Origin of the sequence: Micromonospora sp. L31, from assembly GCF_052068075.1 — a bacterium.
Classification (GTDB): Bacteria; Actinomycetota; Actinomycetes; order Mycobacteriales; family Micromonosporaceae; genus Micromonospora; species Micromonospora purpureochromogenes.
In genome coordinates this window covers 634589-659106 of record NZ_JBQHDC010000001.1, presented here as the reverse complement: position 1 = coordinate 659106, position 24518 = coordinate 634589, and the positions used below count along the sequence as shown (strand labels likewise).

Genomic DNA, 24518 nt, shown 5'->3' with positions numbered 1-24518 from the left:
ACTGGTCTGTCACGGACGTCGTGAGACCCGACAGCCGGCCTGCGGGAACCATCCGGGGGCAGGGCATACCGTCGGCGGCTCTCACACCGTTTCCCCGTCGTCCCTTGCCCTCTGTGGAAGCAGATTGCGGGCGGGGAGGACGCCCGGCGGCAGCAGGCGTACGCGGGTACCGCGGAGCGGGGAGAACGCGAGCACCGGATGGGTGGGGTCGCTTTCCGGTGCCATCAGAATCGGCCCCTGAAACTTGGCCTTCAGACATAGGTGCTCGAGGTAGTCGAGGAGGGTTTCCATCCGCCACTCTGCCGGCACCGCATTCAGGTTGACGTCGAAGCAGATTTCGGTCCGTGATGTGGGGAGGTAGGTGACCGGCAGCGTGCCGGTCCACCTCGGTTCGCGCGGCGTCGGCTGGGGCCACGACTCACCGTTGACCAGGTCGTACAACAACTGCCATTCGCGCACTGAGGTGTTCTCGATGCAGAAGCGGGGCCATGCCCCCGCGTGCTCCGCGTCGCAGCGGCGCTCGACTTCCTCCCACAGTGGGTCCCGGCAGTCCGTGGCGCGGTCCGAGGGGGTCGCCGGGCTGATGTCGTCGGGCATCCAGTCCAGTACCAGCGCCAGGGCCTCAGCCGGCTGGTCCGTCTCTGCCACGAACACCCCGCGGGGCGACACCACGTCGTAGCTCCCGCCCCTCGGCGGGCTGACGTGCGGCAGGAGGGTGCTGGCGGAGAAGTTCAGGGACCAGTGGCTGGTGTACGGGTACAACCTTCGTAGCTTCGGCTCGGCGTATGCGGCCTCGAGCAGCGCCCGGTACTCGGGCCAGTTCGAATCATGCGCATCCATTCGCAGGTACTGCCACTTCGACGCGATCACCTGGTCGGGGTTCTGATCCGGTACCTCGGGATGCTGGGTCAGCTCGACGAACGGCGCCACCTGCTGGATGTCGGCCAAAGGCAGGCCGTCACGCCACGCCTGTGCCGCCCGGGCGACCTCCGCCAGGTCCTGCGTGTCACCCCCAATCAACCGCTTGCTCCTCCGGCCCGAACCGTTACCGCTGATCGACCACCTCCGCTCCAGATGCCAGGCGTTCACGGCTAGATCGTCGCGGTGCGGCGTGCCGCTGGGGACGACGGTGTTTCGCAGGGGATCGGATGCCGAGCTTGCCGTTGGGAACGAAAGCCCTTGCTCGACCGCCACGGCCTGCAACGCGGCAGCGAGACTGCCCCTGGCTGCCACGTCGGGATACAGAACAGCCGGATCAGGTCGCCTCGTCACGGACCGATTCTGCCTAGCTGCCACTCGCCGCGCTGTCGCGGCTTCAAGCCCAAGTCCTCAACCAGTACCCCTGCCGCTGTTCTGCGGCACCAGATTGCCCCGCAAGCCGGATAGCCAGAATTGGTGACCGCGCCGCCGCCGACCACCAGCATCCGGAAGCGCGCACGAAGGGCTTGCATGATGAGGGGTTCGACGCCGCGCCGAAGTTGTACGGCGGCATCCGGACCTCGCCTGGTACACGACTACCCAGCACGACACCGCCGACGCGGAGCCGGCGTCCGCCCGCTGGCCGCAGGGACGCCGGCTCCGGCTCCCGTAGGTCAGTACTCGGCGATGAAGTAGCCCGCCTGGTCGATGATGACGTGGCTGCGGCCCGTGCTGCTGTTGCGTACGACCACGCGGGCGTCGGTGCCGACCTGCGTCACCATGTGGTTCGCGGCGGTCTCGCGGGCCACGAAGTTGACGTTCGAGGCCTGCGGCACCGGCGAGCCGTTGGGCCCCGCGATGAGGACGCCGCTCGCGGTCGGCGCGGTGACGGTCAGGTTCGCCACCAGCGCGGTCGTGCGGGGCGGCGTCCAGTCCGTCCGCAGCCCCGACGGCCCGATGGCCACCTGCGCCCCCGGATCCATCGGCGCCCCCAAGCCGTCGCTAGCCCGGGTGTCGTAGATGCGCTGAAGCGGGGTGGGCACGAACAGGTCGGTGGCGCCCCCGCCGTACCAGCCCGACAGGTCCACCACCACGTGGGTGTTGCCGGGGCTGGCGTTGTGGACGGTCACCCGGCCGTTCACCACCTGCGCCACGACCAGGTTGGGGATGGTCTGCCCGGCGACGAAGTTAAGGTTCGAGGCCGTCGGCACCGAGGTCCCGTACGGGAAGACCTTCAGCACTCCGCTCGCGGTCGGCTTCGTCACCGTGGTGTTCAGCACGACGGCGGTGGCTCCCGCTGGGATGCGGCCGGTCAGGTCGAGGGTGCGGGATGTGTTGGCCGGGAAGGCGGTGGACCCGGTGTGGCGGGTGTCCAGCACGCGCACCGGTGCGACCGGACGGAAGCCGGAGCCGGACGCCGCGTAGAAGCCCTGGAGGTCGGCGACGACGTGCGCGGTTCCCGTGCCGGTGTGGCGGATGCGCAGCCGCCCGTTCGACATCGGCACCGTCACCAGGTTCGGGACGGTCTCACCGGCGACGAAGTTCACGCTCGATACGTCGGGCAGGTTCGTCCCGTCCGGATAGATCCGGAGGAACCCGGCTGCCGTCGGCTTCGTCACGGTCAGGTTGAGCACCACCGCGGTGACGTCCGCGGCCAGCACCTCCTGGATGCGCGGGACGTCGAGCACGACCTCGCCGTTGGCCGGCACGGGCGTGGTGGTGGGCGTACCGACCGCCCCGCGGGTGTCCAGCAGCCGGACCGGTGGCACTGGGGTGTATCGGGAGCCGAGGACGGTGCATCGGATGCCGTCGCCGTGGCTGTAGGGGGTGCGGAAGTCGTCGTAGCTGACGCGGATGTCGGCGCAGACCTGGCCCGCCCGGCGGTAGGTGTACTCGGCTGATGCAGCATCACCCACCCGCCAGAGACCCCTCGGGGAGAAGCGGAAGGCGACCCGACCGCGGGTGCCGTCCGTCGGCCAACTGGTCGGCACGGTCACCGCGGCCACCACGTCGAACGGGCTCCCGCCGTCCTTCGGCCGGAGCGTGGCGGTGACGTTAGGGTTGCCGTTCTGCAACTCGACGGCACCACGGTCACGGAAGCCGGTCCCGGTGCCGGTATTGGGCTGCGTCGGGTCGTCGGCGTGCGGATTGCCGAGCAGGTCCCGATCGGTGGCACCCCGGGCGGTGTCGTCCGCCGAGTCCCGGGCGGGAGAATAGATCGACATCGCGTAGTAGGGGCGGCCGTATGGATTCAACGCCCAGCGGATCTGCGGATCCGCCGCCAGGTCGTGCCCGGCCAGGCCGGTGGCCTGCTGGAACAACGCGAGGTCCGGATGGTCAACGCCGGCCCACCGGTACGGTGCCCGCCCGCCGCGCGGATCGATGATGTTGTAGTCGACCTCGGTGCCCGGCACGGATTCCGCGGAGATGGAGACGAGCCGGCCTGCGCAGAGGCTGCCGCTGATCACCGCGTCCTGGACGGCGTTGTTCTTGATCGAGGCACCCGGTGAGGCGCCGGCCACGGCGATCGCCTCGCGGCACAGGCTGAAGAAAGTGTTGCCGGTAAGGGTCAGGCCCGGTGCGTCGGTAGCGGCGATGCCCTGCCGGCCGAACTGGCTGGCGGTGACGGTCAGATCACGAACGCCTGGTTCCACGGTCAGGCCGGGCAGGTCACCGACGTCGACGTAGGTACGGCTGACAGTCAGGTCCTGGGCCGGACCGGTGATTCGGATACCCGCCACCGAGCTGCCCTGCTCGACGGAGAGCCCATCGAGCGTCACCCGACTGGAACCGGCGACGGTGACGACGTCGGCACCCCGGGCGCCCAGGAGCCGGAAGCCCTCGACCCGAACGTCGTGCACACCGTTCAACGCCAGGATCGTCCCCTCGACCGGAACGTCCGTGTTGTACTTGCCGACGCGGACGTACCCGTCGGGCCCGTTGACCCCGCGGACGGTGATCGGCGCCTCGGCCGTGCCGGACCGGGTGATCGCCACGGTCTCCGGGTAGCTGCCCGGCCGGACCAGCACCGTCTGGCCCGGCTGGGCCACCGCGACGGCGGCGGAGATGGTGCAGAACGGATGCTCCATGCTGCCGTCGGTCACCCCGCCCGGCGTGCAGTACTGGTTGCTGACGTGCAGCTCGGACGCCGTCGCCGACGCTGCGGCGGCCTGCGTGGGCGCCGCGCCGACGGGAGATCCCGCCGGGGCCATCAGGCCCGCGCCGCCGAGCAGGGGCACGAGCGCCAGACGCGCCAGGACAGATACGGTCGTCACCGACCACCCCCCGTGATCAACTTGTATGTCGCGGCAGAGTACACCGGCGGACACCGATGCGAGCAGCGCCGAAACAGCCGAAGCGCCGCACCGTTCGGCCGCTCGACCCGGGCTCAGTCGCGAGGGCGGCACAGGGACTCCCGAGACCACGCCCGCCCGACGCCCCGCTGCGCGTATGACTGTCAGTCGTCGTCGAGGTCAGCAAGCCGTAGCGTGGCTGCCGCCTCGGCCATGACTCAGTCGTCGTAGTCCGGCAGCGCCCGCGCCAGCATGTGCTCGTCGGCGTCGCATGATCTGCGGGCCTCCTGCTGACCTTCAGCAAGCGAGCACAGCGACAAACCTGTGCGACCATACGACGTGCTCGGCCTGCCAGGTCACCAGCGGATGTCGATGGGCTTCCGCCTGTCGGTCCACTCTGCAAACGGCTATGTCCCACGCTGACCGCCAGCGGAGCGCGGCGACCGGTGGATGGCAGTTGAGCTTTCCCGCTTGTCCGGACGGCCTGATGTCCGGGAGACCCAGGGAAGCTCGGGCAGCCCTCGCCCGGCACTGGTGAAGTGACCGTTATCGCGTCAGTCCCGATCAAGGGAAGTGGGCCAGAACCAGTTTTCACCGCCGCCGACGCCGCACGGGCCATGAGAAACGTGGTCGCTACGTACGATGTCGCTTCCCGACGTTGGAGCTGCGATGCGAACCCATATGTGCGCCGGCCTGCTGGCCGCCGTCCTCGCCCTTGCCGGCTGCACGGCGACGGAGCGGACGACGGCGACCACGTCGGCGTCGCCGTCGTCCGGCGTCGCCGCCCCGCATTACGCCCTGACGGCGCAGGCATGCTCCGCGATCGACTTCGAGGGCCTGAAGCCGGTGGTCCAGCTGTCCCCTGCCGAGGATCCGGTCTCCAGCAACTGGCTGGTCCCGGCCAACTTCCTGTACACAGGAGGCGTCCAGTGCACCCGGTCCTACGGCCCGGCGAAGCGGCCTGTCGTCGTGGTCAGCGTCGGCATGGCGACCTACCAGTCTCCGGAGGGCTCACGCCTGGCGTACGACACCCGCCTGGTCAAGGAGACAACCGAGGGTGCGCTGCCTGGTGTGGAGCTGATGTCCCACCGGCACGACGACACCAGCGACGCCCTCTACCTGCGGGACGGCAACCTCTTCGTCGAGGTCATGGTGACGCCCCTCGGAAACCGTACTTTCGCCCAAGCGGGCCTGGGCCCGGACGTGGCGTCCGCGGTCGAGGCGTTCGCCGCGCGGCTGGTCGACCGGCTCCGCACGGACTTCACCGGCTAACCCCCAGCGCCAGGAACGCGCCTGCAACAGCGACTTACCCAGCGAGAGCTGTGCCCGCTCCCGCCAGAGCCCGGTACGTGTACCCGCAGTACGTGGACGAGCTCACGCGAGGCGCGGGCGGGCCTCACGTGAGGGGCGGGTTGTCAGTCGTGTCGCTGCGTCCCGCGCTGCTGCTTCTCGTTCTGCCGCAGGGCTTCCTCGATAGTCCTCGAGGTCGGCCGCCCCTTACCGGTTCATCGGTGGGCCAAGGCTCAGAAGGCAACAGCGACCGAACACCGACCGACCGAGCAGACTGTGGCAAATGCGACCAAGGAATGAGCAGATGGGACGGCGATACAGCAGGTCACGCCGTTGCACCGATCGATCGGCGTCGGTTTAGGAAACCGATGCTCTATCCCCTGAGCTACGAGGGCGCGAGGGCCTAGTCTAGCGATCCGGGCGTTCACCTGGGGTGGCAGGGAGTGGCCCACGTTCACCCACGTCACCCGGACCCTGTTCTCCCAGCCCAGGACCACACCCCGAGCACACGAACCCGGGTTGCGACCGAGGACGCCGACATGGGCATCGAGGCCGCGATCGCGCCGACAGAGCTTCGGGGGGCGTCCCCCAAGCCCGGGCGGAGGTAGGCGGGCCGCCCTCGCCGCGCCAGGCGGCCGCCCGCTGACCCGACCGCCGAATCGCACCGCCGGATGGCGGTACGACTACCGGGGCGTCGTGCCGTCCGGCACGAACGGTGCGCCGTGGCCGGGCACCAGGATGTCGGCTGCGGCCAGGACCCGCTCCCGGCTGGCCTTCAGCTGTACGCGGTCCGGTGCGACCGGGTCGTCGGCCGGCCCGTTCGCCCGCCACCACAGGTCACCGGCGAACGCGACGACACCCTGGGGCGTGCCGGCGAGCATGGTGACGTCCTCGTGGCTGTGGCCCGGGGTGCGGATCAGGCGCACGGAGTCGGAGAACGTGAAGCCCTCGGCGTCGCGATCGGTCCACTGGTCGCCGCGGTAGACCGCCTGGTGGTCGTGCACGTGTGCCTGCGGGAACAGCCCCACGTTCATGATGTTGTCCGGATGGTGGTGGCTGAGCACGACATCGGTGACATCCTCCGGCCGGAGGCCGAGGTCGGCGAGCGGATCCAGGATCGCCGACGGGTGCGCGACCATGCCCGGGTCGAACACGATGCGCAGCTCACCATCGAGGACGAGGGAGACGGTGGCGGCCACGCCCGGGCCGGTCGAGGTCGTGTAGCCGGTGCTCAGGACGTGGAAGGCGGCGCTGCGGCCGCGGGGTGCGTCGGTCATGCGGCAATCGTGCGACGTCCGGCCGATCAGGACGAGTGGCACGGCTGCCACCGATCGCAAGGAACGTGCCATCATCACCGCATGGTCATCCGATCCGTGGCGGCGTACGCCCCCGCAGGCGTGGCGGCCTTCGGTCTTGGCCTGGTGGGCGAGATCTTCACCGGCCGCTTCGCCTTCGACGTCTGCGCCGAGCAGCCCGGCCCGGTGAGCACCGACCTGGGGCTCGCCGTGCAGGTGGATGCCGGGCTCGACCGGCTCGCCGCGGCCGACCTGATCATCGCGCTGCCGGGCAGCCGTTTCCGGGAGCCGCCACCGTCCGTCGCGGACGCCTTCCGGGCGGCGGCGGCCCGCGGCGCGACCGTCGCCAGCCACTGCGTCGGCGCGTACGTGCTGGCCGAGGCGGGCCTGCTGGACGGGCGCCGGGCGACCACGCACTGGCGCTTCGCCGCCGAGTTCGCCGTGCGCTACCCGGCGGTACGGCTGACCACCGACGTCCTCTACGTCGACGAGGGCCCGGTCGTCACCGGCGCCGGTGCCGCGGCGGGCCTCGACATGTGCCTGCACCTGATCCGCCGCGAGTACGGCGCCGCGGCCGCGAACGACGTCGCCCGCGACCTGGTGATCCCACCGCACCGCGACGGAGGGCAGGCGCAGTACGTGACCGCGCCCGTGCCCGACGGCTTCGAGGACCAGCGGCTCGGCGCGGTGCTGGCCTGGGCACAAGCCAACACGCACCGGCGGCTGACCATCGACGAGCTGGCAGCCCGCGCGCTGACCAGCCGCCGCACGTTCCTGCGCCGGTTCGCCGACGCGACCGGCACCACCCCGCACGCCTGGCTCCTGGCACAACGGCTCAACCGGGCCGAGGAGTTGCTGGAGGCCAGCGACCTGCCGGTCGAGGAGGTCGCCCGGCAGGTCGGGTTCGGCTCCGCGGCCGCGCTGCGCGAGCAGTTCGTGCGCCGCCGCGGCGTGCCGCCACGCACCTACCGCAATGCCTTCGGCAGCCGCCCCACCGTCTGAGGACCGCCATTACCCGAATCTGTTGCCGTACCAGGTGACCTTTCCTGCTGGCCGTGCACCGTTCGATACAAGATGGCGTCGCTGCCGGGTCGCCAATAGGATTGGATCATGCACCGGACCTTCGACATCATCGCACCGCCGCGCTCCTGAGCGGGGCGGCTCTTCTCATCGCGTCCAGCCGTTGTGTGGGCTGAACGCGCGGTTCACGCATCGTTGAGTTCGGTACGTCCCGCTTCCGCGACCTGTTCCTTCTCGTCGCAGGAGCGATTCCTTCATGCTTATCTTCGAACACCCGGTGGCCGCCGCTCGAGGCTCCGCCACCGGCCTGTGGTTGCTCGTATCCGCAGGCGTGCTGTAGGGCACCGGTGGTCCCTCCGGCAGCCTGCTCGCCCTCGAAACGGGGTTATCGCCGCTGGCAGTAGCCGCGTACCGGCTTGCCATCGGCGGCACCCTCATCGTCGTCCCGCTCGTGCTGATCCGACGGCCGCTGCCGCGCGGCCGGCACGCCTGGACCCGCATCACCGTGCTCGGCATGCTCGCCGCCGTCTTCCAGGCCTGCTTCTTCGCCTCGGTATCACTCACCACGGTGAGCGTCGCCACCCTGCTCACCATCGGCGCGTCACCCGTCCTGGTCCTGATCGCCGAGTGGATCACCGGACGGCGGCGGATCAGCGTGCCGATCCTCGCGGCAGTGGCACTGGCCGTCACCGGTCTGGCCTTGCTCGTCGGCACACCGTCCAGCGGTCACAGCATCTCGGGCGTGCTTGCCGGAGCCGCACTGGCGCTGCTCTCGGCAGGCGGTTTCGCCACCATGACCTTCGTCAGCGCCCGACCCGTTCCTGGCCTCGACGATCTCGCCGCGACCGGGTTCGGCTTCACCATCGGCGCAGCCACGCTCGCCCCGCTCGCCGCCGAGACGTCGGGCATGAGCTTCACCCCGGGCTGGGCCTCCATCGGGTTACTGCTTCTCCTGGGTACGGCGCCCACCGCCGTGGCGTACACCCTGTACTTCCGAGGGCTGCGTACCACCTCGGCCGGTACCGCAGCACTGATGGCGCTGCTGGAACCACTCGTCGGAACGGTCCTGGCGACCTGGATCCTCGGCGACCGTCTCAGCCCCACCGGTCTCATCGGCGCCGGGCTGCTCACCACGGCCATCCTGCTTAACACCCGCCACTCGCACCGCTAGCAGTCCTGGCCCGGGCCAGGACTGCAAACAACACCTGTCCGGGCCCCCGACGGTCGCCATGGCTCCCGACCTCCGACCTTGGTCGACCGCACACTTGCGGCAATCCCCGGAGTCGGCGAGCGAGCAACGCCCCGGGGCCGGCGTTGCCGACTGTCCGGCTTACCAGCAATTTCGAATGAGGGCCAGGACTATCCGGCCAAGAGGGGATCTTGCCGGTTCCGTGTGGCACCTTGGCCGGTTTGTGGGCCCGTCTGCTTGCGCGAGGACGGCGCTCACTTCGGCTCGAAGCTTGCCCGCCTCGGCGAGATCCGCGATCGTCTACATGCCCACGCGAGCAGGTTCGACCACGCCTGGCGGACGTTCCCGCATCGCGGTGCCGGACAGGCCGGGGTCCTTATCGGACGTCATCCCAGGCCATCGAGCTCATCCTCCAGCCGTCGGGCGTCCGGACGAACTGGGTGGTCTTGTGGCCGGAGCCCTCGAACCACTCGCCGTCGCGGACACCGGACTTGCGGTAATGGCTGAACCGGTGCGCGACCGACCCGAAGATCTCGGTCCGCTCGGCGACTTCCCATTCGGAGAACTCAGTCAACGTCCCGTCGGTGAGGATCTTCTTCCGAGGCGCGATGAACGCGTCGAGGTCGTAGATCACGGGTTCGGTGCCGACGTTCATGATGACCGTTCCTTGCGGAATGAACACCTCGCGGACAACGTCGACGTTCGGCCCGCTGCCGCCGGTGTTGGTGAACGCGCCGAGGAAGGTGCGCATCAGCTGGTCGAGCTCGGCCTTGACGTCGGCACCCCCTCCGAGGTGGGTGGATTCAGGCCATTCGGTGGCGAGCACGGACCAGACCTGCTTGTCGCGCCGAAGCCCGTCGGCGCCCGGGTTGTATTGCCGCAGCGTGCCGTCAAGGCTCATACCAAGCCTCTTGGCCACGTTGATGCTGCGGGTGTTGTCCGGCAGGGTGCACCACTGAGCGTAGGCCAGGCCGCGTGTGTGGAAGGCCCAGTCGATCATCATGCGGACCACCTGGGTGATGAGCCCCTGTCCCTCCGCGGCCGGTTCGAGCCAGCAGCCGATCTCGCACACCCCGAGGGCGGTGTCGAAGCTGACGAACATGGTGCCGCCGACCAGGGTGTCGTCGAGCCAGATGCCGTAGAGGCGCTGCCGGTCGGCGGCCTGGCCGTCCGCGTAGCGCTGGAGCACCGATCGCGCGGAGTCGAGGTCGGAGGCGACGAAGCTCGCGCCCACCCAGGGCACGATGTGCGTGCGGGCGCGGTCCAGGTGGGCCAGGAACTCCTCGGCGTGGTGCGGCTCGAGCCCCCGCAGCTCGGCGTTGTCGCGCAGCGCGGTGGCAAACACGGAACCTCCATTTACATAACGAATGTTGCGTGAATGTAGCCTGTCGGCATGCCACGTCACAAGGGAGACCACGACGCCCGCCGCCGCGACGTGTCCGGGGCCGTGTGGCGGGTGCTGGCCGCGCACGGGTTCGGCGGCCTGACGCTACGGGCGGTCGCCACCGAGATGGGCGCGACGACCGGCCTGCTCACGCACTACTTTCCAAACAAGAAGGACCTGGTCGCGCACGCGTTGACGTTGCTGGACGAGCACCGTGCGGCACGGCCGCGGCGCATCGCACCCGAGCCCGAGGGGCTCGCCGCATTACGGGCGATACTGATGGACATCCTTCCGTTGACGCCGCAGGCCGCCGCGGACAACCGGATCTGGGTCAGCTCGTGGGACGCCGCGCTGGCTGACCCGGACCTCGCCGCCGGGCACGCGGCCCGCTACGCGCGCTCGCGCGAGCGGATCCGCCACCATGTGCAGGCGGCGCAACGCCTCGCGGAGCTGCCCCCGTGTGATCCGGACGACATCGCGGCGGCGGTCCAGTCTTTCGCGCTCGGCCTCATCGTGCAGGCGCTGTTCGGCGCGGAGGAATTCCCGCCCGAGCGGCAGATCCGGCTCCTGGACGACTACCTGGCAACGCTCGCCACCACAGCCCGCCCGCCGCGCCGTGATATGTAAGCGGGTATAGCCGAGCTCAAGTGAACTTGCCGTTCGCGCTCGGCGGCAAGGCGGTTGAGCCACGCGGTCGGGATGCGGCCGGTCTTGCTGGAAAGTCGGATGAGCTGCTCGCGGGCTTGGTCAACTACCGGATCCGAACACCTGCACGGCGGTTCCGAGGATCTTGATAGCGAGGGCTTGGCAGAGGTCTGAAGGATCGATGGCTGCGGTGGATACTGCCGCGGTGGCGAAGAACGAGCGGATCGACCGCCACGAGGTGGCCAGGTTCATCCGCCGGCTGGCCACGGCGGCCGGCCTGCCCGGCTGGAAGCAGACCAGCCCGCACGCCTGCCGGCACCCCTGGAACACCATCGCCCGGAGGAAGGGCGCCGACCTCGAGGACCGGCAGCGCGCTATGGGCCACGCCGACCCGCGCACCACCCAGCGGTACGACCGGGACAAGGACTCCCTGGACCGGGATGCGTCCTTCCTGGTGGCCGCCGCGACCTCCGGCAGCTGACCGGCCGCAGCGCACCCCGCCCGCCCCGAGCTGTCGCCACGCGCGTCCGCCGTCGGCTACCCCGCCGCGAGCCGGCCCGCCGCCGCCGTGGCGACCATCCGCGCGTACGGCTCGTCCCGGTCGGGCGAGAACATCACGGTGCCGACCAGGTCGCCGACCCGGACCACCGCGACGAGCGTCACGATCGGATCGGCTGCAAGCGTCTCACCCTCGTAGTTCCACTGCTCCTCGCGGACGAGCAGCGCCTCGTCCCCGGCGAAGCCGGTGCCCACGACGGTGAACCTGCGGGGCGCCGGACTTCCGGGCGCGGTCGACGGTGTCGCCGTGCCGGCGCAGGTCGCCAGCACGTGACGTACGTCGTCGAGCGCCCGCGGGCCCCACCCGCCCGCATACCGGTGCAGGTGTTCGTAGACGTACCCGGCCGACCCGGTGGCGTACCCGGTGAAGTCGAGGTCCGCCTGCCGGCGCAGAGACGGGTAGTCGGAGCTGCGGTAGGCCGCGCACAGGTCGGCCCAGCGCCACGTGTCGCCGGAGAACGGCTCGCTGGGCAGCTGCTTCCGCCACGCACCCGGCCCGAGATCCGCTGGCCGGAGCATGAGGGTGCTCAGGTCCGCCGCGCCGGGGTCGGGCCTGCCGCTGCCGTTCGGGCTCGGCGGGGCGCTCGTTGCCGGGGTCGTCGGGCTCGGCGCCACGCTCGGCGACCCGGTGCCGCTCGGCGCCACGGCCGTCCGGCTGGCGCCGGGGGTTGGCGAGCCGTCGCCCGGCCCGAGGTTCGCGGCCCAGCCGGCCCCCGCCCCCGCCCCCGCCACGGCGACGACGGCCAGGCCGGCTACGACCGCCTGGCGCTGCGAGCGCTGCCGTCCGCGACGGCGGACCGCCTCGGGGAACGCGAACGGCGCCGGCGGCTGCTGCCCCCGCAGCGGCGCGAACGTGCTCTCGAATCCGTCAGACATTGTGCGCCTCCGAAGGTGTCGCCTCGAGCAGGTTGGCGAGCGCTCGCCGGCCGCGGGACAGGCGGGCCTTCACGGTGCCCTCGGGCACGCCGGTCTCCCGCGCCACGTCGGCCACCGGCAGACCGACCAGGTGGTGCAGCACCAAGGCGGTCCGCTGAGCGGGCGGCAACTGGGCGAGGGCGCCGACCAGCGCGACGCTGTCCGGGTTGGGGCCGGGCACGTCCTGCGGCGGGCCGGCCCGACGGTAGGCATTCAGCGCCGAACGGGCCCGCCGCCAGCGACTCACCGCGACGCGGCGGGCGACCGTCCGTACCCAGGCCTCCGGATCGGCGTACTCGCCGACCGTCGACCAACGCTGCCAGGCCCGGGCGTACGCCTCGTGCACCACGTCCTGCGCATCGGCGGCGTTGCCCGTGAGGGCGTACAGGCAGTCGTAGAGCCGCTGCCTGCTACCTCGGTAGAACGCGTCAAAGCTCTCCTCGCCTGACATGCGTCCCCTCCCTCCCCGCCTGGTCGTACCCCTAGTCACGCCGCACCCCCGCCGGCGGTTGCCTGCGGGGCAGTGGTTTCGCTCCGGAGCTGGCGGGGGGCACGCAGTGTTCCGGAAGCACGGACACGAAGCACCGCCGTCAGCCACTAGATCTTTCCGCAGGGTGTGACCCGGTGTCCGAGAAGATTGGCAACGTCAGCGATGAAGCCAGGATCAAGTGGCGGCCAGTTCCAGAATTCGAAGCCGAGGTAGCCGAAGCCCCCCGGAGGGCTCCAGTGCCACTCGTTGAGACCGGCCGACTTGCCGCAGTGCGGGCAGCTCTCGACGCCACTGCCGCCGGCGTACCAGCTGTCGATGCTCTCAGAGAAGCTGGGCCAGTGCTTTTCGTCGTCCTGATCAACGACGGCCGATTGGCAGTGTGGGCACACGATCCGATGCGACCGGCACGCAAGGAAAATCAGAGAGGATGCAGGTTGTCAGCCTGCGGACGCGCATCGAGCACCGTCTTAGGAAATCGATGCTCTATCCCCTGAGCTACGAGGGCGCGAGGGCGCAGCCTACCTGCCAGTGGATCCCCACGTAGCCAGGAGCCCCACTGGGCGCGGGCACGATGATCCTACGGCCTCACCGTCTGGGCGAATGCGCGCACCGGTTCCGACCACGCCTGCGGGTCTCGCCAGGGAAAGGTGTGAGCGCCCGGAAGTTCGCGGTACCGGCCGTCCGCGACGATACCGGTCAGTCGCCGCCCCCACTGCGGGGTGCTCAGCCGGTCCTCCTCACCGCGCAGGACCAGTAGCGGCACGGTCAGCCGCGCCAATGGTTCCTCCATGACGTGGCGCAGATGAACCCGCACCAGGTGAACCAGCCGACGCAGGCCGGCGCGTTTCCACTCCGGCCGGTGCGACTCAGTCAGGCCCGGAGGCTCGTGGCGGCCGTCGAGCTGCCAGCGCACGAGCAGACGCACCAGGCCGCGGGCGACGGGATCAACGGTGGGACTGGCCAGTACCAGCCCGGCAACGCCGGAGTGGATCACGGCGGCCTCGGCTGCTACCTGGGTGCCGCTGGAATGCCCCGCCAGGACAACAGGGCCGAGATCCCGCTTGGTCAGCCATTCGGCCACGGCGCGCCCGAACTCCGGCACCGACAGTTCGTGCGGCGGATCGCCGCTGCCGCTGAATCCGGGCAGTTCCACCAGGTGCGCGCGGGTCCATTGGCCGAACGCGGCCAAGCCCGGTAGCAGGTAGTCGGCCACAGCCATGCCCTGTACGAGCACGACCTCCGGGACGCCAGGCCGCGGCGCACCGATCGCGCGGCTACGCATCCGACCCAGGATCCCGTCGTGGTATGACGTGGTCACATCGCGCGGAAACTGGGGCATAGCCTGCTGGTACCCGTGCGGGCGGGTATGAATCGGCCGGAGGTGCCTATGAAGTTGCCCCGTGAGATCGCCGGTTTCGACTCCGCCTCCGCGATGGCCGTTGCGTTGGCGCGGTTCCTGCACGGCCGGGACACGCCACCGCTGGGCAAACCCGCCCTCCGGGTGTTGCGGCCCGCCGCCACCGTTGCCGCCAGGCTGCCACTGCGCACCCGCGAGTGGATCTACAGCGTGTTCAGCGGCGCCGAGGGCCGCCCCGAGTCGGACATTGCTGGTGTCGACATTGATGCCGTAGCGGAATCGATTGCCGGGCTGTATCCGCGCCGCCGCTACCCCGCTGCGATGATCGGGGCCTCCAATGGCGCGCTGATTCACCTCTGCGCCGCGCTGGGAGTGCCCTGGCTGCCGCAGACGCTGCTGCTGCCCGTACGCCAGCGTAGGGTCTCGCCCGACGATCCGATGCGGGCCGCGCACGCATTCGACTCCACCGCCCGCGCGTTGCTCGACCGCAACCCCGACCTCGTGCTGCATCACATGCACGATCCGAACCAGGACCGGCTCACGCTGCGCCGAATGGCATACTTCCGGATCAAACGCATCCGGCTGGGTCGAGCGTACGAAAAGTTCCTCACCGACGTCCTCGAACCGGGCGGCGTCATCCTGACGGCCGAATGCGGCCAGCGGTGGCCCACGACCCGCATCGGTGACCGGCACCTGTTCCAGTTCGGTGCCGTCGGCGGCATGTCACCGCAGGAGTACCGCGCCGGAGGGCCGCGGGTCGCCGAATATCTTCATCGCTACGGCGCGCCGGTGAGCAGATGGCAGGCGCCGCCACCCGACGCGGAGAGCCCGGAAGCGGAATGGGGCTTCGAGCCGGCGCTCCACGACGACATCGCCGCCTTCGCGAACCGCCACGGCTACCGGGTGAGCAGGCTGGTGTTTGACGAGCCTGAGGACCTCAGCCCGATGATCGCTGACCTGTACCGCTGGTGGTACCGGCAACGCGGCCTACCGGGCGACCGGCTACTGATCGACTCGTTCATGTTGCTGGACCCATGGTGGACCCTACGCACCGGCGCGGTCCCCTACTGGACGGCTTTCCCTGTTCAGCCATCTCTCGACGCCGCCCACCGCTATCTGGACAGCGGCGACGAGTACGATCACCTGCACCTCGGGCTGTTTTGCCACGGCGTCGAATCGGTGGGCACGGCCAGCGCCGACCAGTGGCGCGAGCTGCTACGGCGAGCCCGCGTCGCCGGCGTCTTCGCAGGTGTGTCACCCAACCGGTATCCCAACGACCCGGGAGTGTTCTTCAACTACCAGCGCGCGATACGCGCAATCCCGGACCGCCGTCCCATGCCGAAGCCCCTGTCGCTGGCCGACTTCGAGATGTTCGTGCGCAACGCACCGGGCCGATACCCGCGGGTACAACTTCACGCCACCTGAGGGAATGGGCTCCTGCAGCAACAGCGGATCGGGTGTCTTGGTGACGACCGGGCGCGCACCTGCGGAAAGACCGATCTGCGCGGTGCCCATCTCAACGTCCTTGCGGAATTCACCTGCCCGGGACCGCCAGTTGGCTCGCGCAACCAATCCTCGCCGGGAGGGACGGCAATCTCGCCGACGGCACCACCGTGGCTGCTGATGCGCCGGCTACTCCCCGCCACACAAAAGGCGTCCGACAGTACGGCTGACGCATAGCCGCCCACCGCCCGGCAGCGCTCAGGCTGAACCCGGTGGACGATGCACTGGAATCCGGGCCGGTGAGAGCTAGTAAGAACTCCTAACTCTTTGAGTGTTGGAGTCGGCGCCAGCGGATGATGGCGCAGCCGAGCTGATCGTTTGCCTGCCTAGGTCGGTTTCCCTACTGCCCGGGCTGATCGGTCAGAACCCTGCAGTCGTTGCCCGCTGCCGCGAGTAGAGCGCCCGCGGTGTCGAGCCGGCCGACCGCGCGGTGGGTGGCGGCGAGGGTTTTCCACTGGAGCGGGTCGACGGTCAGCACCGCCGCGGCCGGGTGGTTGACCAGGAGGTCCAGCCGGTCGGTGTCGGTGACTGATCGGGCTGCCTCGGCCAGGCACATCACGGGTAGCCCGAAGGCGCATCCCTCGTCGGCGACCTTGGCGATCGCTTCGCCCACGGCGGTCGAGCCCTCGGTGAACGCGAGGATGGCGGATGTGTCGAGGACGAGCCGGATCGGCAGGTTCTTCAGGGCGGGGGCGGGCTGGTTTGGGCGGGTGGGTGGGGTGAATGAACGGTCGCGGGGCCGACGCTGCCTTGGGGTGCGCCACATGGGATAGGTGGTGCTGCCGTCCGGGAGAGTGAAGGCTTCGAGGGGGACGTAGCCGTGCCGTGCGTACAGGTCTCGGTCGGCGAGGGTTGTCACCTCCGTGTAGGTGGGCAGCAGCGCCTGGCCCATTCGAGCGTTGCTGGTGGCGAGCAGGGTGCTGGCCCGCCTGACCCGGTACGGCTTTGGCGCGACGGTGAAGAACGCCAGGTGGTTGTGCGGACCGCGGGGTCGGTGCATCTGCAGAACGTCGTCGAGGTGCAGGAAGCGGTCCACGTATTCGCCGCAGGCGACGGCGAGCCGCTCGCCGTACGCGGTTGGCGGTGAGAGGGGACCGTAACGGTGCAGCCACACGGAGGCGGCGGAATTGTCCTGCAGGAGATATGCCTCGCCGAATAGCAGAGCGTGTTCGGTCCAGACTCGGACGACGGCGCTGAGGATGTCCCGCCGACGGTGTTCGTCGGGTACGAGCCATGCGCCGATGGTGCTGTCGGCGAAGGGGCCGACGACAAGATCGACGATGTGGGGGATGTCGTGCCAATGGGCGCGGCAGACGGGCAGGTTGTTGATCACGCGGTTCTCCGGGTAGCAGGTGCGGGCTGCTCAGCGATGGCGTTGCCGCCGGCTGTGCAGAGTTCTGGGACGTCATGACGCCCGGAAGCAGAGGCGGCTTCTTCTTCACGAACCGTGCCGATGAAGCCAGGAGTGGTACGGGCAGAAGCGGTTGCGCAGGGCCGTGCAGGCGGGACCGGAACCCAGGTGGCAGCGTCGAGGACGGTGCCTGTGTGGGCGAATGGTGGTCGCGGCTGTCCCGCCTCGGGCGAGGGTGCCGAGGTTGCTCAGGCGGGCCTGGTGGCCGGTTGACCGGAGCGGCTCGCGAGCTTCTCGCATCCGGTGACGTAACCGCCGACAGGTTGCAGGGCCGGGGCCCAGGAGCGCGGCGAAGCGTCAGCCGGGATTCCTGTCCCGCCGGAGGCGGAGCCGTGGCCGGCGGCGTTGGCGGGAGCGCCCTGAGTCAACCCGGGGGTGTGGACCAGGTCGCCTGCCCACTGCACGTGACTCGTCCCGACCGCCTTCGGCGACCGCGGGTCAAGGCATGCTGTCACGGACGTCCGCGCCGCCCCCGGGGCTGCCGGCTGGACCGCAACCATCGGTGGTACGGGCCGGACGATCGTGGTGGGCGTCGCGACCGGTGGCGCCTCGTCCGTCGACGGCGGTGCGGCGGGTAAGCCGATGATCGGCTGGATCAGGCCGAGCACCGGCGCCAGAGCGGGCGGTAGAACGTCAACGACCGGCTCGGTCACTGCCCGGACGGCAGTGCCGACCGGTTCCAGCAGGCCTGTCCCGCCGAACTCTTCCACGACAGGCGACGCCAGGCCCACTGGACGCGTCGCCGAGGTGGCTTTCTCGACGACCGTTTCGGCGTCGGCGGTTGCCGTCCGGTCCACCACCTGGCCTACTGCAATCTGCACACTCGCCGACCGCTCATCCGTCGGCATTCGCACCGGTACGTCCAGGCCCGCCAGTTGGCCCCAGCTTGCGAGCATTATCTCGCCGCCGACGCGGTCTGACGGGCTTTCCATCGCAGCGCCGGTGGGCGAGAAAGGCTCACACTCCAGGGAGCCGCCGAGGAGGGTTCCGCCGGCGCCGAGCAGGTTGCCGAGGGTGCAGGACGCCGTGGGCCCGGCGGCCCGAGCAGCGTCATCCGCAACCGCCTCGTGAAAACCCCAAAGACCGACGACGCCTCCGATCAGGAGAGCGCCGCGCAGCGTCCACCGAGCCAGCCGGCCTGGACACCGCGACAACAGGCACCTCCGATGGAACGGCCTTCGTTCACCCCAACGCCTGCGATTGTGCCGGAGTGACCGTCCAGGCACCCTCCGACACACCGCGGAGTCGACGCCACCGCCCAGGCGCCGAGGCGCCGGTCGGTCGCGCGACGGCGCGGACAAATCCTGTGCGGCCTCCGCCAATGGGGCATGGCCACACCCCGCCGCATCGTGCGAGAGCGGTTGCCGAGCCACCGGGCGCCACCCGTTGGTGGATCGTGGGCTGCTCCATGAGTGCTCGCCGGCGCCGGTTCATCCGGACGCCGGCTGAGGTCGTTTGCCCTCCGAAGCTCCGGGAAGACGAAGGGCGACAGTGGCGCGGAGCCGCCCGCGCCACCGCACGACGGGGAGGTCGAGATGGGTAACCGGGAAAGGCTGCACGATCTTCGCCAGCAGGCCACAACGCGGGCATCGAGGGCAACTCCAAGATGACCGAGGAGCAGTTGCGCGAGGCGCTGCACAGGGTCGGCAAGGGTGAGCAGCCCCAGATGGCCAAGCACGAGGCCAAGCGATGACACCGTGAGCAGGCCGGCGCCGGCCGTGGTGCCGGTGCCGGCGTCATCGGCGTCAGCTGATGGTGGCCAGGCACGCCGCGGGTGATGTTCGCGTCGTAGCCGGTGTGCCGGGACAGCACGCGTGCCATGGTGGCGCAGAGATCGGCGCAGTCCAGGTTCGTCCGTACGCACTTGGCCAGCTCGGGGACCATGGGTCGACCTCCGCCGGCGTGGTGACCCGGAGGCCGTGCAGGCCCAGCAACTCGGCCCAGCGGACGTACGGGGCGCTGACCGACGAGTGCGAGCACCGGCTGGGAGTCCAGCCGGGCGTCGTAAGAGGCCGCTGAGACAGCACCACTTCGGTTTTCTGCCGTGGGCCGAGGACATCCACGGTGATCGCCACCAGTCACCGGGCGAGGAGGTACTCCCCGCGCATCACCATCAGGGGCCGGGCCCGCGGGTAGGGTGGTCCGCGGGTCAAGACATGCGCCCAGGGTCCGCCAGCGCGCCTCGACGGGCGCGCGGAGGACCGACTGACCGATGCTCCATCGGGAGGCGACATGTCCACCCTCGAACGGCCCACTGGCCCCGACACCGAGCCCGCCGTACCGATCATGACCTTGTCCCTGGGCGTCGAAGGACCGGCGACGGTGATCGCCGTCTGCGGCGAGGTCGACATGAGCGCGGCGCACCTCATCACCGAGCTGAGCGAAGACGCGATCGACGCGCGTCCCGCACGGCTCGTACTCGACCTCGCCGGGGTGACCTTCTTCAGCGCCCACGGCATCAGCGCCCTGCTGCAGACGCAACGCGCCGCCGCTCACGCTCACCAGCTGGACCCTGCGCGACGCGGCCCCGTGCATCACCTACCTGCTGGCGCTGACCGGCACCCCGATGAGCTTGGACGAGACGGCTGCTACCTCGATCCTGACCAGCGATGCGGTCCATCGGACCGGTGACCTCTCACCGTGTCCGCGCCTCCCGACGGCCGACGGACACGGCATAGTGGGTGACCCCACCGGTCCGTTACCTCGCGTGCTGGTGCAGGAGGGCGGTGGCCGTTCCGGTCAGCGGCCGGCCCGGTTCGGTCGCCTCGACCAGCCGCCGGTAGGCCGGTCCGGCCGGAATGTGGTCCCGGTCCATCAGCAGCCCGAGCGCCCGTTGGATGAGGTCACGGGTGCGCAACGCACCGGCGAGCCCGGTTAGCAGCTGCTCGCTGCCGGCGTCCAGCCGGGGCAGCACCTGGGTCCGCCCGGTGTGGTAGCAGGACTCGACGCGTTGGATCAGCAGCCGCATGCCGGCGGCGTCGCGGGAGTAGAGGTTCAAAGCGGCAACCAGGTTGCCGCTGCCGGCGAAGACCGGGAAGGACAGCGAGGCCCGGACGCCGTACCGCCAGGCCACGTCCCGGAAGCCCGGCCACACCACCGCGCCGGCGACGTCGGACACCCCGACCGTCTCGCCGGTGTGCAGGGCGACCAGACAGGGGCCGGCGTTGTCGGCGTACTGGGCCAGGTCGAGGGCCTTGGCCGCCTCGTCGCTGGCGGCGTCGGTCCGGTGCCCGTCGGCGGCGAGTACGGTGACCGAGGCGAAATCCACCGGGCCCACCACCTCCGCGGCCAGTCGGACGATGGCGAGCAGCTGCTCCGGCAGTGCGGGAGCGTCGTCGGGCAGGCCGGCGAGCACGAGCAGCGCGTCCGTCAGGTCGTGAGACGGCTGGTCGGGCCGGGGCGAAGACATGCTCATCTCCCCGAGCAGCGTGGCCGGGAAGGGTGGCAACGGGCCAGGGTGTCCGGCGGGCCAGGTCGTCGGTGAACGCCGCCGTGTGCGCTGTCCCACCGCGTACCAGCGTGACCGACACCTCCACCGGTGTGGGCAGCACCCGCTTGGCGAGTTCCGCGACCCGCTGCAGGACATCGTCGAGACCGACCTCGCCGAGCTTGATACGGCCGAGTTCGGCGAACGCGTCAGCGGGGTCCGTCGGCAGGGGGCGAGTCATCGCACCAAATCCTCACGACCGGCACGCCCAGCCCGGAACCGAAGCCGAGGAGAACGCGCGGATGGCAGCCCGCACCTGACGGGCCGCTGCACGGACCCACCAGGGCGGAGCCGGGACCTACGCCGCTTCCTTGACGCCGGTTCGCCGCACCCGATACCGCGGATGCGAACTACAGGGCCCTCAATGTATTCCTCCTGCCGCGGAGAGCGTTCCCGCGGAGCACGCAGGATTCGGGATACGAACGAGTAGGCGAGGATCTCCGGGGCGGGAGGTCCGAGGGCCAGTCCGGCGGATGGCGGCTCGGGCGGGTGACGTGCGACAGGCGCGCGCCGGCGAACAACGCCGTCACCTTCGCAGGGACCGGTCTTATCAGGACCGGAGCCAGGAGGACGGCCGCACAACTGACTGTTCAGTCAGCAGTTGCGTCGATCCGCACCGCGCATCGAAATGGTTCTCTACCATCACGACAGGTCACCACCACATCCTGAAACGGTGCGCAATCGCCTCCTGACGCTTGGTCACTCGACTGCCTTTACGGCAAACTCCTGAACTTTGCTGACGAGGAGGAACCCAGTGAATGTTTTCCGCGGCACCTCGATCATTCGCAACACCGTCAGCCAAACCACCTCCACCATCAGTCGGGACCCAAACGCCCCACCGGCCCTCACCGAACACGCCGAGGCCGTCGGCGCGCTCCTCAACGACATGATCACCTGTGTCCTGACCGAGGACACCTGGCCAGGGCCCCTCGTGCTCGTGTCGCTGTGCAGAACACTGGACATCGACCGCGCGGGGCTGGACCTTCTGGCGCACCACACCCTCACAGCCCTGCTCGCGCAGCAGCCCGGCCCGGAAGCCCTCGTGCGCACAGCAGCCACCTTCGCCGCGGCGACCTGTCACCTACCTGTTGCGGACGATCTGCACCGGAGACCGCCTCTGCCCAGACCGACGGATCCAGCCACCGCTCCGGCCGAGACACACCTACCCATGCCACCCACCTGGGTCTGCAGCGGCTGCGCTCATGAATGGCCCTGCGCCACGAAACAGAGCCAACTTCTCGCGGAATTCGGCGGAACCCGGCCCGCGCTCGGCATCTACCTGGGCTCCTGCTTCAGTGCAGCCCTGTTCGATTTACCTCGGGCCAACAAACAACAGCTACGACACCGCTTCCTCGGCTGGCTACCGCGAGAGACCTTCTAGGCGAGGCAGCGGGCCATCTACGCCTACCGCCCACCCGTGGTGCGCACCATTCCTGACTCGTACGAATTCGTTGGAAGGTGACCGAGCAGCGCCGGCACCGCAGTTTCGGCAGACGGGCATCACGTCGGCGGCCCGGTACGAGCCCTCGGCGCCGGTCGCTCACGCAGGCGGTGACGGTACTTCCGGTGTCCTGGCAGCCGGTTGAGCGAGCGTTTTGCGCTCCGGGCAGTGGGCACTGCACAACTCATGACGGAGCAGCGCGGACCGTATCTGGACGACACCCTCGGGTTGATGCTCGACGGCTACGCCTGGTTACCTGCGCTGTGGCGCCGCGCGGGCGGACCCGCCGTGCAGACCCGGGTGATGGGCCAGCGCGCGCTCGCGCTGCGCGGGCCCGACGCGGTGCGGTTCTGCTACGACGAACGGCACGTGCGACGGCACACGGCCATCCCGGAACCGGTACAGGGGACGTTGTTCGGCCACCGGGCAGGGCCAGCACGTTCCCGCCGGCTCGCTCGTCCTGCTCGACATCTACGGCCAGAACCACGACGCGGCGTTGTGGCCGGACCCGTACCGCTTCGACCCACAGCGATTCGTCGGGCGTGCTCCCGACCCGTACGAGCTGATCCCGCAGGGCGGGGCCGACCCGAGCACCGGGCACCGCTGTCCGGGTGAGGACGTCACCGTGGCCCTGCTGGCGGCCTTTGCCGGCTGGTTGGCGAGGCTGGACTACACGGTGCCCGAGCAGGACCTGACGACGGCCCTCACCCGCTTCGCCGGGGGCAGGGGTCGGACCGCGCGTCGCGGCCGGCAGGCGGCCCGCTGCGGCGGCGGTGCACGACGGATGACAACGCCGGGTAAGGTTCGGGGTGTGTCGCCGGGCGGTCGCCCGTGATCGAGACACCGCCACCGAGCGCCAGTGCGAGCGCCGGCCGGTTACCACGAATGCCGCGGCGAGAACTGGTCCGCGAACCAGTGCGCTCCTCACCTGCCGAAATGGGACTGTTGCATGACATCGAACGACAATGATCGCTCCGCGTTGTTTCTCGCCACGCCGACCAGCGACGAGCTCGACGACCCGGGCGTGACCTTCGACGGCAGCGAGGAGGCGATGCGGCAGCTGCGCCATCCCTTCACGGTGACCCCGACCCGCCCCTCCAAGCGGCCGACGGCGACCAGGGGTGACGACCCGGAGCAGCGCGACTGACCCGACGCCGCCGGCCACCCGTCCCAGGGACCACGGGCGGGCCGAGGTCGAGGAGCGGTGAGCAGGCCGCGACGCCTTCGGGACCGGACCAGACCCACGAGGTACGCGGGAACCCGGCCTCAGCGCAGCGCGGCGTCCGTCCGCGGCTCGCCGGATCCGATGTCGTCCAGGTGGCGCAGCGCCTCGGCCCAGGAGCGGCCGAGGGTGGTCTCGTGGTAGTCGATGTCGTGCTCAGCGCAGAACCGGCGGATCAATGGCCGGGCGTGGCGCAGGTTCGGGCACGGCATGCTCGGGAACAGATGGTGTTCGATCTGGTAGTTCAGCCCACCGAGCAGGGCGTCGACGAACCGCCCACCGCGCACGTTGCGCGAGGTGAGGACCTGCCTCCGCAGATAGTCGACGTTGTCCTCGGCAGCGAGGATCGGCATGCCCTTGTGGTTGGGCGCGAACGAGCAGCCGAGGTAGAGGCCGAGCACCCCCTGGTTGACCGCGATGAACGCGACGGCCTGCGCCGGGCTCAACACCAGCAGGACGGCGGCGAGGTAGCCACCCAGGTGCAGGGCGAGCAGTCCGACTTCGGCGGGCCGACGCGCGATGGGGCGTGGGCCGAGGAGAGCCTTCACGCTGTTGGCGTGCAGGTGCAGGCCTTCCAGCAGGAGCAGCGGGAAGAACAGGTACGCCTGGAAGCGGACGACGAGCGCGCCGAGGCCGCGCCGTCGCCGGGCCTGGCCGGTGGTGAAGGACAGCGGCGCCACCGTGATGTCGGGGTCCTTGCCCTCGGTGTTCGGGTGGGCGTGGTGCCGGTTGTGCTTGTCCACCCACCAGCCGTAGCTGAGCCCGGTCAGCAGGTTGCCGTGCACCATGCCGATCAGGTCGTTTCCGCGCCGCGTACGGGCTATCTGCCGGTGCCCGGCGTCGTGGCCGATGAATCCGGCCTGCGCGAAGACCACCGCGAGGGCCGCGGCGACGCCCAGCTGCCACCACGATTCACCCAACCGGGCGAACAGGCTCCACAGTCCGACGAAGGACGCGACGACGAGGCCGATCCGCACGGCGTAGTGCCCCCGCCGTCGCTCGAGTAGACCCGCGGCCCGGACCTGCCGGGACAGGTCGGCGTAGTCACTGCCGCGCTGGCGGTCGGCGCCAATGCTGGTGTCACTCACGATCGCATGTCC

The 24518-nt window shown here is 70.0% G+C and carries 20 protein-coding genes and 1 pseudogene; 10 read left to right on the top strand and 11 right to left on the bottom strand.

The annotated features are described in order from the left end of the window. Positions 1 to 81 precede the first annotated feature (81 nt). Together ACTMS9_RS03230 and ACTMS9_RS03225 are read right to left on the bottom strand one after the other, a co-directional pair. The gene (locus tag ACTMS9_RS03230) at positions 82 to 1272 is read right to left on the bottom strand and encodes a DUF6193 family natural product biosynthesis protein (protein WP_441149077.1); all 1191 of its coding nucleotides are present in this window, start codon (positions 1270 to 1272) and stop codon (positions 82 to 84) included. 320 nt (positions 1273 to 1592) lie between these two features. Beyond that, positions 1593 to 4193 (bottom strand): hypothetical protein, encoded by a 2601-nt coding sequence (locus tag ACTMS9_RS03225; RefSeq protein WP_441164073.1) that lies wholly within the window; start codon positions 4191 to 4193, stop codon positions 1593 to 1595. A 687-nt stretch (positions 4194 to 4880) separates the two neighbouring features. On the opposite strand from ACTMS9_RS03225, the gene ACTMS9_RS03220 reads away from it, so the two are divergent. Then, entirely contained in the window at positions 4881 to 5483 is a 603-nt protein-coding gene (locus ACTMS9_RS03220) for a hypothetical protein (protein WP_441164072.1), read from the top strand. 701 nt (positions 5484 to 6184) lie between these two features. On the opposite strand, the gene ACTMS9_RS03215 is transcribed toward ACTMS9_RS03220, so the two are convergent. Continuing rightward, positions 6185 to 6778, bottom strand: coding sequence for an MBL fold metallo-hydrolase (locus ACTMS9_RS03215; RefSeq protein WP_441164071.1), 594 nt, complete (start codon positions 6776 to 6778; stop codon positions 6185 to 6187). 81 nt (positions 6779 to 6859) lie between these two features. Here ACTMS9_RS03215 and ACTMS9_RS03210 point away from each other — a divergent pair, with 81 nt between their 5' ends. Continuing rightward, positions 6860 to 7798, top strand: coding sequence for a helix-turn-helix domain-containing protein (locus ACTMS9_RS03210; RefSeq protein WP_441164070.1), 939 nt, complete (start codon positions 6860 to 6862; stop codon positions 7796 to 7798). Positions 7799 to 8180: 382 nt separating this feature from the next. Then, the gene (locus ACTMS9_RS03205; protein WP_441164426.1) at positions 8181 to 8987 is read left to right on the top strand and encodes a DMT family transporter; all 807 of its coding nucleotides are present in this window, start codon (positions 8181 to 8183) and stop codon (positions 8985 to 8987) included. An 826-nt stretch (positions 8988 to 9813) separates the two neighbouring features. Here ACTMS9_RS03205 and ACTMS9_RS03200 read toward each other — a convergent pair. Continuing rightward, positions 9814 to 10350, bottom strand: a pseudogene (locus tag ACTMS9_RS03200) (GNAT family N-acetyltransferase); the annotation flags it as partial. 48 nt (positions 10351 to 10398) lie between these two features. Here ACTMS9_RS03200 and ACTMS9_RS03195 point away from each other — a divergent pair. Together ACTMS9_RS03195 and ACTMS9_RS03190 are read left to right on the top strand one after the other, a co-directional pair. Next, positions 10399 to 11016 carry a TetR/AcrR family transcriptional regulator gene (locus ACTMS9_RS03195; RefSeq protein WP_441164069.1) on the top strand — a complete coding sequence of 206 codons (618 nt, stop codon included), beginning with the start codon at positions 10399 to 10401 and terminating at the stop codon, positions 11014 to 11016. Between the two features lie 208 nt (positions 11017 to 11224). Next, positions 11225 to 11515 carry a tyrosine-type recombinase/integrase gene (locus tag ACTMS9_RS03190; RefSeq protein WP_441164068.1) on the top strand — a complete coding sequence of 97 codons (291 nt, stop codon included), beginning with the start codon at positions 11225 to 11227 and terminating at the stop codon, positions 11513 to 11515. A 56-nt stretch (positions 11516 to 11571) separates the two neighbouring features. On the opposite strand, the gene ACTMS9_RS03185 is transcribed toward ACTMS9_RS03190, so the two are convergent. The 3 genes from ACTMS9_RS03185 to ACTMS9_RS03175 all read right to left on the bottom strand — a co-directional run bounded on the left by ACTMS9_RS03185 (position 11572) and on the right by ACTMS9_RS03175 (position 14279). Continuing rightward, positions 11572 to 12468, bottom strand: coding sequence for a hypothetical protein (locus ACTMS9_RS03185; RefSeq protein ID WP_441164067.1), 897 nt, complete (start codon positions 12466 to 12468; stop codon positions 11572 to 11574). Continuing rightward, entirely contained in the window at positions 12461 to 12958 is a 498-nt protein-coding gene (locus ACTMS9_RS03180) for an RNA polymerase sigma factor (protein ID WP_210777039.1), read from the bottom strand. Before ACTMS9_RS03180 ends, ACTMS9_RS03185 begins: the two co-directional genes overlap by 8 nt. A 616-nt stretch (positions 12959 to 13574) precedes the next feature. Next, positions 13575 to 14279, bottom strand: coding sequence for an alpha/beta fold hydrolase (locus ACTMS9_RS03175; RefSeq protein WP_441149068.1), 705 nt, complete (start codon positions 14277 to 14279; stop codon positions 13575 to 13577). Between the two features lie 105 nt (positions 14280 to 14384). Between ACTMS9_RS03175 and ACTMS9_RS03170 the strand changes: the two genes are divergently transcribed. Then, positions 14385 to 15779, top strand: coding sequence for a hypothetical protein (locus tag ACTMS9_RS03170; protein WP_441164066.1), 1395 nt, complete (start codon positions 14385 to 14387; stop codon positions 15777 to 15779). Positions 15780 to 16197: 418 nt separating this feature from the next. Here ACTMS9_RS03170 and ACTMS9_RS03165 read toward each other — a convergent pair whose 3' ends face one another. After that, positions 16198 to 17190, bottom strand: a complete 993-nt coding sequence (locus ACTMS9_RS03165) for a hypothetical protein (protein ID WP_441149066.1) — start codon at positions 17188 to 17190, stop codon at positions 16198 to 16200. Positions 17191 to 17456: 266 nt separating this feature from the next. Then, positions 17457 to 18164: a hypothetical protein gene (locus ACTMS9_RS03160; protein WP_441164065.1), complete on the bottom strand. Its 708-nt coding sequence runs from the start codon at positions 18162 to 18164 to the stop codon at positions 17457 to 17459. Positions 18165 to 19500: 1336 nt separating this feature from the next. Between ACTMS9_RS03160 and ACTMS9_RS03155 the strand changes: the two genes are divergently transcribed. Beyond that, entirely contained in the window at positions 19501 to 19899 is a 399-nt protein-coding gene (locus ACTMS9_RS03155) for an STAS domain-containing protein (RefSeq protein WP_441164064.1), read from the top strand. 67 nt (positions 19900 to 19966) lie between these two features. Here the strand turns inward: ACTMS9_RS03155 and ACTMS9_RS03150 are convergent, their stop codons facing one another. Continuing rightward, positions 19967 to 20716, bottom strand: coding sequence for a GAF and ANTAR domain-containing protein (locus ACTMS9_RS03150; protein WP_441164063.1), 750 nt, complete (start codon positions 20714 to 20716; stop codon positions 19967 to 19969). A 793-nt stretch (positions 20717 to 21509) separates the two neighbouring features. On the opposite strand from ACTMS9_RS03150, the gene ACTMS9_RS03145 reads away from it, so the two are divergent. The 3 genes from ACTMS9_RS03145 (at position 21510) to ACTMS9_RS03135 (ending at position 23343) form a co-directional block, all read left to right on the top strand. Next, positions 21510 to 22136: a hypothetical protein gene (locus ACTMS9_RS03145; RefSeq protein WP_441164062.1), complete on the top strand. Its 627-nt coding sequence runs from the start codon at positions 21510 to 21512 to the stop codon at positions 22134 to 22136. Between the two features lie 520 nt (positions 22137 to 22656). Then, positions 22657 to 23031 (top strand): hypothetical protein, encoded by a 375-nt coding sequence (locus ACTMS9_RS03140; protein WP_441164425.1) that lies wholly within the window; start codon positions 22657 to 22659, stop codon positions 23029 to 23031. Between the two features lie 114 nt (positions 23032 to 23145). Beyond that, complete coding sequence (locus ACTMS9_RS03135) at positions 23146 to 23343, top strand: hypothetical protein (protein WP_441149061.1); 198 nt, start codon at positions 23146 to 23148, stop codon at positions 23341 to 23343. 119 nt (positions 23344 to 23462) lie between these two features. On the opposite strand, the gene ACTMS9_RS03130 is transcribed toward ACTMS9_RS03135, so the two are convergent. Continuing rightward, positions 23463 to 24509, bottom strand: a complete 1047-nt coding sequence (locus ACTMS9_RS03130) for a fatty acid desaturase family protein (protein WP_441149134.1) — start codon at positions 24507 to 24509, stop codon at positions 23463 to 23465. Positions 24510 to 24518 lie beyond the last annotated feature (9 nt).